Genomic DNA, 5267 nt, shown 5'->3' on the forward strand with positions numbered 1-5267 from the left:
CTGCACTCCCGATGTAATAAAAGTCCATTTACTCTTTCATCCTCTCCCTAAGCCCCGCCTCAAACACACCCTCTATAAATCTCTGTTCCGGGAATGGGAGTGGAATAAGCGATATTCACCCATTTCGGGCTTGGACTCCGCAATCAATCTCTTGGTCATATCTATATCCTCCTGGTTCTCTCCAGGAATTCCCACAATCAGAAGCATATCTGAGACTAATCCAATTTCATCCGCCTGTTTAAAAGTCCTGATTATCTGCTCCGGAGTAATTCCATTCCTCAATAGGTCTAAGATGGCCTGGCTTCCACTCTCCACGCCAAAGGCAAGCTCGACACAACCTGCTCGCTTCATTCGGAATATCGTCTCAAAATCAACTGTATCCACCCTGGACATGGAAGATCATCGAAAAATAGTATGCAAGATCTGCACCATCACCCACAACCCGGCACTTGACCGCACCTAGAGGGTATAAGAGATGCGCGACGAAGAAGTCTCCCATTCCGAGACTTGCCGTGAGATCATAATCGATGGAAGAAGTGCCCGGTGTGAAAGAATAGTATCCAGGTGTGAGGATCGGCCTTCGAAGGCAATCTTTATAAGGGGAGAGGTTGCAGCAGGATCTCTGCTCAGAGTGAGCCCACATCGATAAAGGTGGTGGTATCAGCAGCACTCTTGAGAGAGACCTTCCTAATGCCAAGGTGGCGGAGCGGCTACGCAAATGCCTGCAGAGCATTACCACTCCGGTTCGAATCCGGACCTTGGCTTCTCATTTTCAAGTTTTTTACGATCAGCTCATTCTTTCGTATGCGCTTGTCAAATAGCTCCTTCTCAGTTCTGAGATGAGATGAGACTCCCCCTGCGAAGGCATCATTTTGTATCAATGTATTTTCCCAATTTGCGAATTTTTTCAGGGAAAAGCTTATATCTGCTCAAATGAGTGTGATACAGTCCTAATTATTAAGGAGGCTTAGTTGATTTTGAGCGAAGCTACAGGCTATGATGCAAGCCATATCCAGGTTCTCGAGGGCCTTGAGGCGGTCAGGCGCCGGCCCTCGATGTACATAGGCAGCACAGACTCCCTGGGGCTACACCATCTGGTCTACGAGGTAGTGGACAACAGCGTGGACGAGGCCCTGGGAGGATTCTGCAGCGAGATCGATGTGACAATCAATCCCGGAGGGAGCGTCTCCATTCGGGATGACGGCCGGGGCATCCCGGTTGATAACCATCCCCAGTTTAACCGGCCGGCTCTGGAGATCGTCTTAACGGTGTTGCATGCCGGCGGCAAGTTCGACCACGAGTCTTATGGCGTCTCCGGCGGACTGCATGGGGTGGGCGTCTCCGTGGTTAATGCCCTCTCCGAGTGGATGGAGGTGCAGGTCCGCAGGAACGGAAGGATCTACTGGCAGCGCTTCGAAAAGGGCAAGGTGGTCTCGGATCTGGAGGAACGGGGCAGCTCGGATCATACCGGAACCACCATCACCTTCAAGCCTGATACCAGCATATTCGAGGAGACCGAGTTTTCCTTCGACACCCTCTCCTCCCGTTTGAGGGAGCTGGCCTTTCTGAATCGCGGCCTTAAGATAACCATAAAAGACGATAGATCTGATAAAGAGAACATCTTCCAGTACGCGGGAGGCATCATCTCCTTCGTGGAGTACCTCAATAAGAATAAGGAGGTGTTGCACGAGCAGCCGGTCTACTTCTCGCGCAGCAAGAATGGGACCCAGGTGGAGGTGGCCCTGCAGTACAACAACTCCTATGCAGAGAACATATTCTCCTATGCCAATAACATCAACACCCGCGAGGGAGGAACTCACCTCATGGGCTTCCGCGCCGCCTTAACCCGCACAGTCAATGATTATGCCCGGAATAACAAGCTATTCAAGAACGAGATGAAGCTGGGGGGCGAGGACCTGAGAGAGGGGCTGGTGGCAGTCATAAGCGTAAAGCTGCCTGACCCCCAGTTCGAGGGCCAGACCAAGACCCGATTGGGAAACAGCTCCATCCGGGGAATTGTGGAGTCGATGGTAGCAGAGGGCCTGGGGGAGTACTTCGAGGAGAACCCTCTTGTTGCGACGACCATTGTGGAGAAGGCTGCAGAAGCCATGCGCGCCCGGGAAGCGGCCCGGAAGGCCAAGGAGCTGACCCGGCGCAAGAACGCCCTTAGCTCCGGCGGACTGCCCGGAAAGCTGGCCGACTGCTCTGACAATGATCCTACGAAATGCGAGATCTATATCGTCGAGGGCGAGAGTGCTGGGGGGAGTGCGAAACAGGGAAGGAACAGGCATTTTCAGGCCATACTGCCCCTGCGGGGCAAGATCCTCAATGTGGAGAGGGCGAGGCTGGACAAGATCCTGAAGAACGCCGAGATTCGCAATATGATCGTGGCCTTCGGCACGGGCGTGGGAGATGACTTCGATATCAGTAAAGCGAGGTATCATAAGGTGGTGATAATGACCGATGCAGATGTGGATGGCTCGCACATCCGCACCCTTCTGCTCACCTTCTTCTACCGCTATATGAGGCCCCTGATCGATGCCGGCTATGTGTTCATCGCCCAGCCCCCCCTCTATCAGGTCAAGAAGGGAAAGCAGGCCAATTACGCCTATAGCGATGAGCAGCTTAACGAGCTGGTAGCAGGCATGAACAAACCGGTCATTCAGAGGTACAAGGGCCTGGGTGAGATGAACCCCGAGCAGCTCTGGGAGACTACCATGGATCCAGAGGGGAGGATCATGCTTCGGGTCACCCTGGAGGATGCAGTGGAGGCGGACAGGATCTTCACTATCCTCATGGGCGACCAGGTGGAGCCGCGCCGGGAGTTCATAGAGAAGCATGCCAAGTATGTGAAGAATCTTGATATCTGAGGTGGATCGTGACAGAAGTACAGGTTAACATCACCGAGGAGATGAAGTCCTCTTACATCGATTATGCCATGAGCGTGATCGTAGGGAGGGCTCTGCCCGATGTCCGAGACGGATTGAAGCCCGTTCACCGCCGCATTCTCTATGCCATGTATGAGCAGGGCATGACCCACGATCAGCCCTACAAGAAGTCCGCCCGCGTGGTGGGCGATGTGATGGGCAAGTACCATCCTCACGGTGATGCGGCCATATATGAGACCATGGTCAGAATGGCCCAGACCTTCTCCATGCGTTATCCTCTGATCGATGGCCAGGGCAACTTCGGCTCCATCGACGGAGATCCGGCTGCCGCCATGCGTTACACCGAGGTCCGGCTCTCTAAAATCGCCGAGGAGATGCTGGCAGACATCGAGAAGAATACCGTGGACTTTGTGCCCAACTATGACGGCTCGCTCAAGGAGCCAACAGTCCTTCCGGGAAAGCTTCCCAACCTGCTCTTAAACGGCTCGACTGGAATCGCCGTGGGCATGGCGACCAACATCCCACCCCATAATCTGAATGAGCTGGCAGGGGCGATCATCCATCTGATAGACAATCCCCAGGCAACAGTAGGCGAGCTGATGCATTATTTGCCGGGCCCGGATTTTCCCACTGGTGGATATATCGTGGGCCGGGCGGGAATCGAGTCCGCTTATCTGACCGGCAAGGGAAGCATAATCATGCAGGCCAAGTCGGAGATCGAGGAGGGAGCAAAGAGCACCAGGATCATCTTTTCCGAGCTTCCCTACCAGGTGAACAAGGCCAAGCTGATCGAGGATATGGCGGAGATGGTCAAAGGGGGACGCCTGGAGGGCATATCCGATCTGCGGGATGAGTCAGACAAAGAAGGCATCCGCATGGTAGTGGATATCAAGACCGGATTCAACGCCAATGTGGTCTTAAACCAGCTGCATAAACACACCGCTTTGCAGACCAGCTACGGGATCAACAACATGGTCCTGGTGGACGGGATGCCCAGGATCCTCTCTTTAAAGGAGACCCTGGAGCAGTACATCTACTACCGCTCCATAGTGGTTGAGAGGCGCACCCGCTTCGAGCTGGATGCAGCGGAGAAGAGGGCCCATATCCTGGCGGGCCTGCTCATCGCCCTGAAGAACATCGATGAGGTGATAAGGATCATCAAGGCCGCCCCCACACCAGCGGAGGCCAGGGATGGTCTGATAGAGGCATTTCTCCTCTCCGAGGAGCAGGCGAAGGCCATTTTAGACATGAGGCTGCAGAGGCTTACGGGCCTGGAGCAGGAGAAGATAGTCTCCGAGGCAGCAGAGCTGGAGAAGCTCATCGCCCACCTGAGACAGATCCTCTCCAGCAATCTGGAGATCCTGAGCATCATCAAGGACGAACTGACGGAGCTGATCAGCAAGTACGGCGACGAGCGGCGCACCCAGATCATCGAGGCCGATGGTGAGGTCACTAATGAGGACCTCATTCAGGAGGAGGAGGTGGCAGTGACCATCACCAGCTCCGGGTACATCAAGCGCCAGCCCGTCAATACGTACCGCATGCAAAGAAGGGGCGGGCGGGGGGTTATAGGAGCCGAGACCAAGACAGAGGAGTTTGTGACCGATGTCTCCACCGCCTCCACCAAGGACTATCTGCTCTTCTTCACCGACAAGGGCAAAGCCCACTGGCTAAAGGTTTATGAGGTTCCCGCTCTGGGAAGGGCAGCCCGGGGCAAGTCCATAGTGAACCTGCTCCAGCTGGAGCCGGATGAGAGGATCGCCGGAGCCATCCCGGTGAAAAGCTTCCAGGCGGGATACATCGTGCTGGTAACCAGGAGCGGCAATATTGTGAAGATGCCTCTGCAGGCCTTCTCCAATCCCCGCAAGGGAGGGATAAAGGCGGTGAACCTGAAGGGGGATAGCCTGGTCTCGGCCAAGCTCACCAATGGAGAAAAGGAACTCTTGGTGGCCACCAAATTCGGAAAGGCCATCCGCTTCAAAGAGGGGGATGTGCGTGCCTCCAACCGGGGGACCATGGGGGTCAAAGCGATCAGCCTGAACATGGGCGACGAGCTGATCAGCATGGATGTGATTGAGCCCGGCTCAGGCTCAACTCTGCTCACCGTCACCAATCAGGGCTATGGCAAGAGGACTGAGCTCGAGGAGTATCCCCAGCAGAGGCGGGGGGGCAAGGGAGTCAAGAACATCGATGCCCGCAAGGGGTATGTCTGCTGCACCACCACTGTCTCCGAGGAGGACGAATTATTGGTCACCACCCGGGACGGGGTGATTATCAGGATACCGGCAAGCGACATCCGGGTGCAGGGCCGCTCCACTCAGGGGGTGCGGATCATGAATGTCAAGCCGGGTGATGAGGTGGCGGCGATAGCGAGGATAA

The 5267-nt window shown here is 55.2% G+C and carries 3 protein-coding genes and 1 tRNA gene; 3 read left to right on the forward strand and 1 reads right to left on the reverse strand.

Features of this window, described 5'->3' with window-relative positions; genetic code table 11:
• Nucleotides 1-72: 72 nt before the first annotated feature.
• On the reverse strand, nt 73-393 hold the full coding sequence (locus tag BP727_RS12480; protein ID WP_273277904.1) for a radical SAM protein: 321 nt from the start codon (nt 391-393) through the stop codon (nt 73-75).
• 299 nt (nt 394-692) lie between these two features.
• On the opposite strand from BP727_RS12480, the gene BP727_RS12485 reads away from it, so the two are divergent.
• From BP727_RS12485 to gyrA, 3 genes are all read left to right on the forward strand, one after another.
• Nucleotides 693-764 (forward strand) — tRNA-Cys (locus BP727_RS12485).
• A 213-nt stretch (nt 765-977) separates the two neighbouring features.
• Nucleotides 978-2870 (forward strand): DNA topoisomerase (ATP-hydrolyzing) subunit B, encoded by a 1893-nt coding sequence (gene gyrB, locus BP727_RS12490; protein ID WP_286859108.1) that lies wholly within the window; start codon nt 978-980, stop codon nt 2868-2870.
• 8 nt (nt 2871-2878) lie between these two features.
• Nucleotides 2879-5267: DNA gyrase subunit A (gene gyrA / locus BP727_RS12495; protein WP_286859110.1), on the forward strand; the 2389-nt coding region annotated here is incomplete at its 3' end.

The organism is Methanosaeta sp. UBA356 (genome assembly GCF_002496465.1).
Classification (GTDB): Archaea; Halobacteriota; Methanosarcinia; order Methanotrichales; family Methanotrichaceae; genus Methanothrix; species Methanothrix soehngenii.

Excerpts from the sequence above, each read along its gene's own strand:
- BP727_RS12480 (WP_273277904.1), bottom strand. The coding sequence starts at position 393 with ATGTCCAGGGTGGATACAGTTGATTTTGAGACGATATTCCGAATGAAG.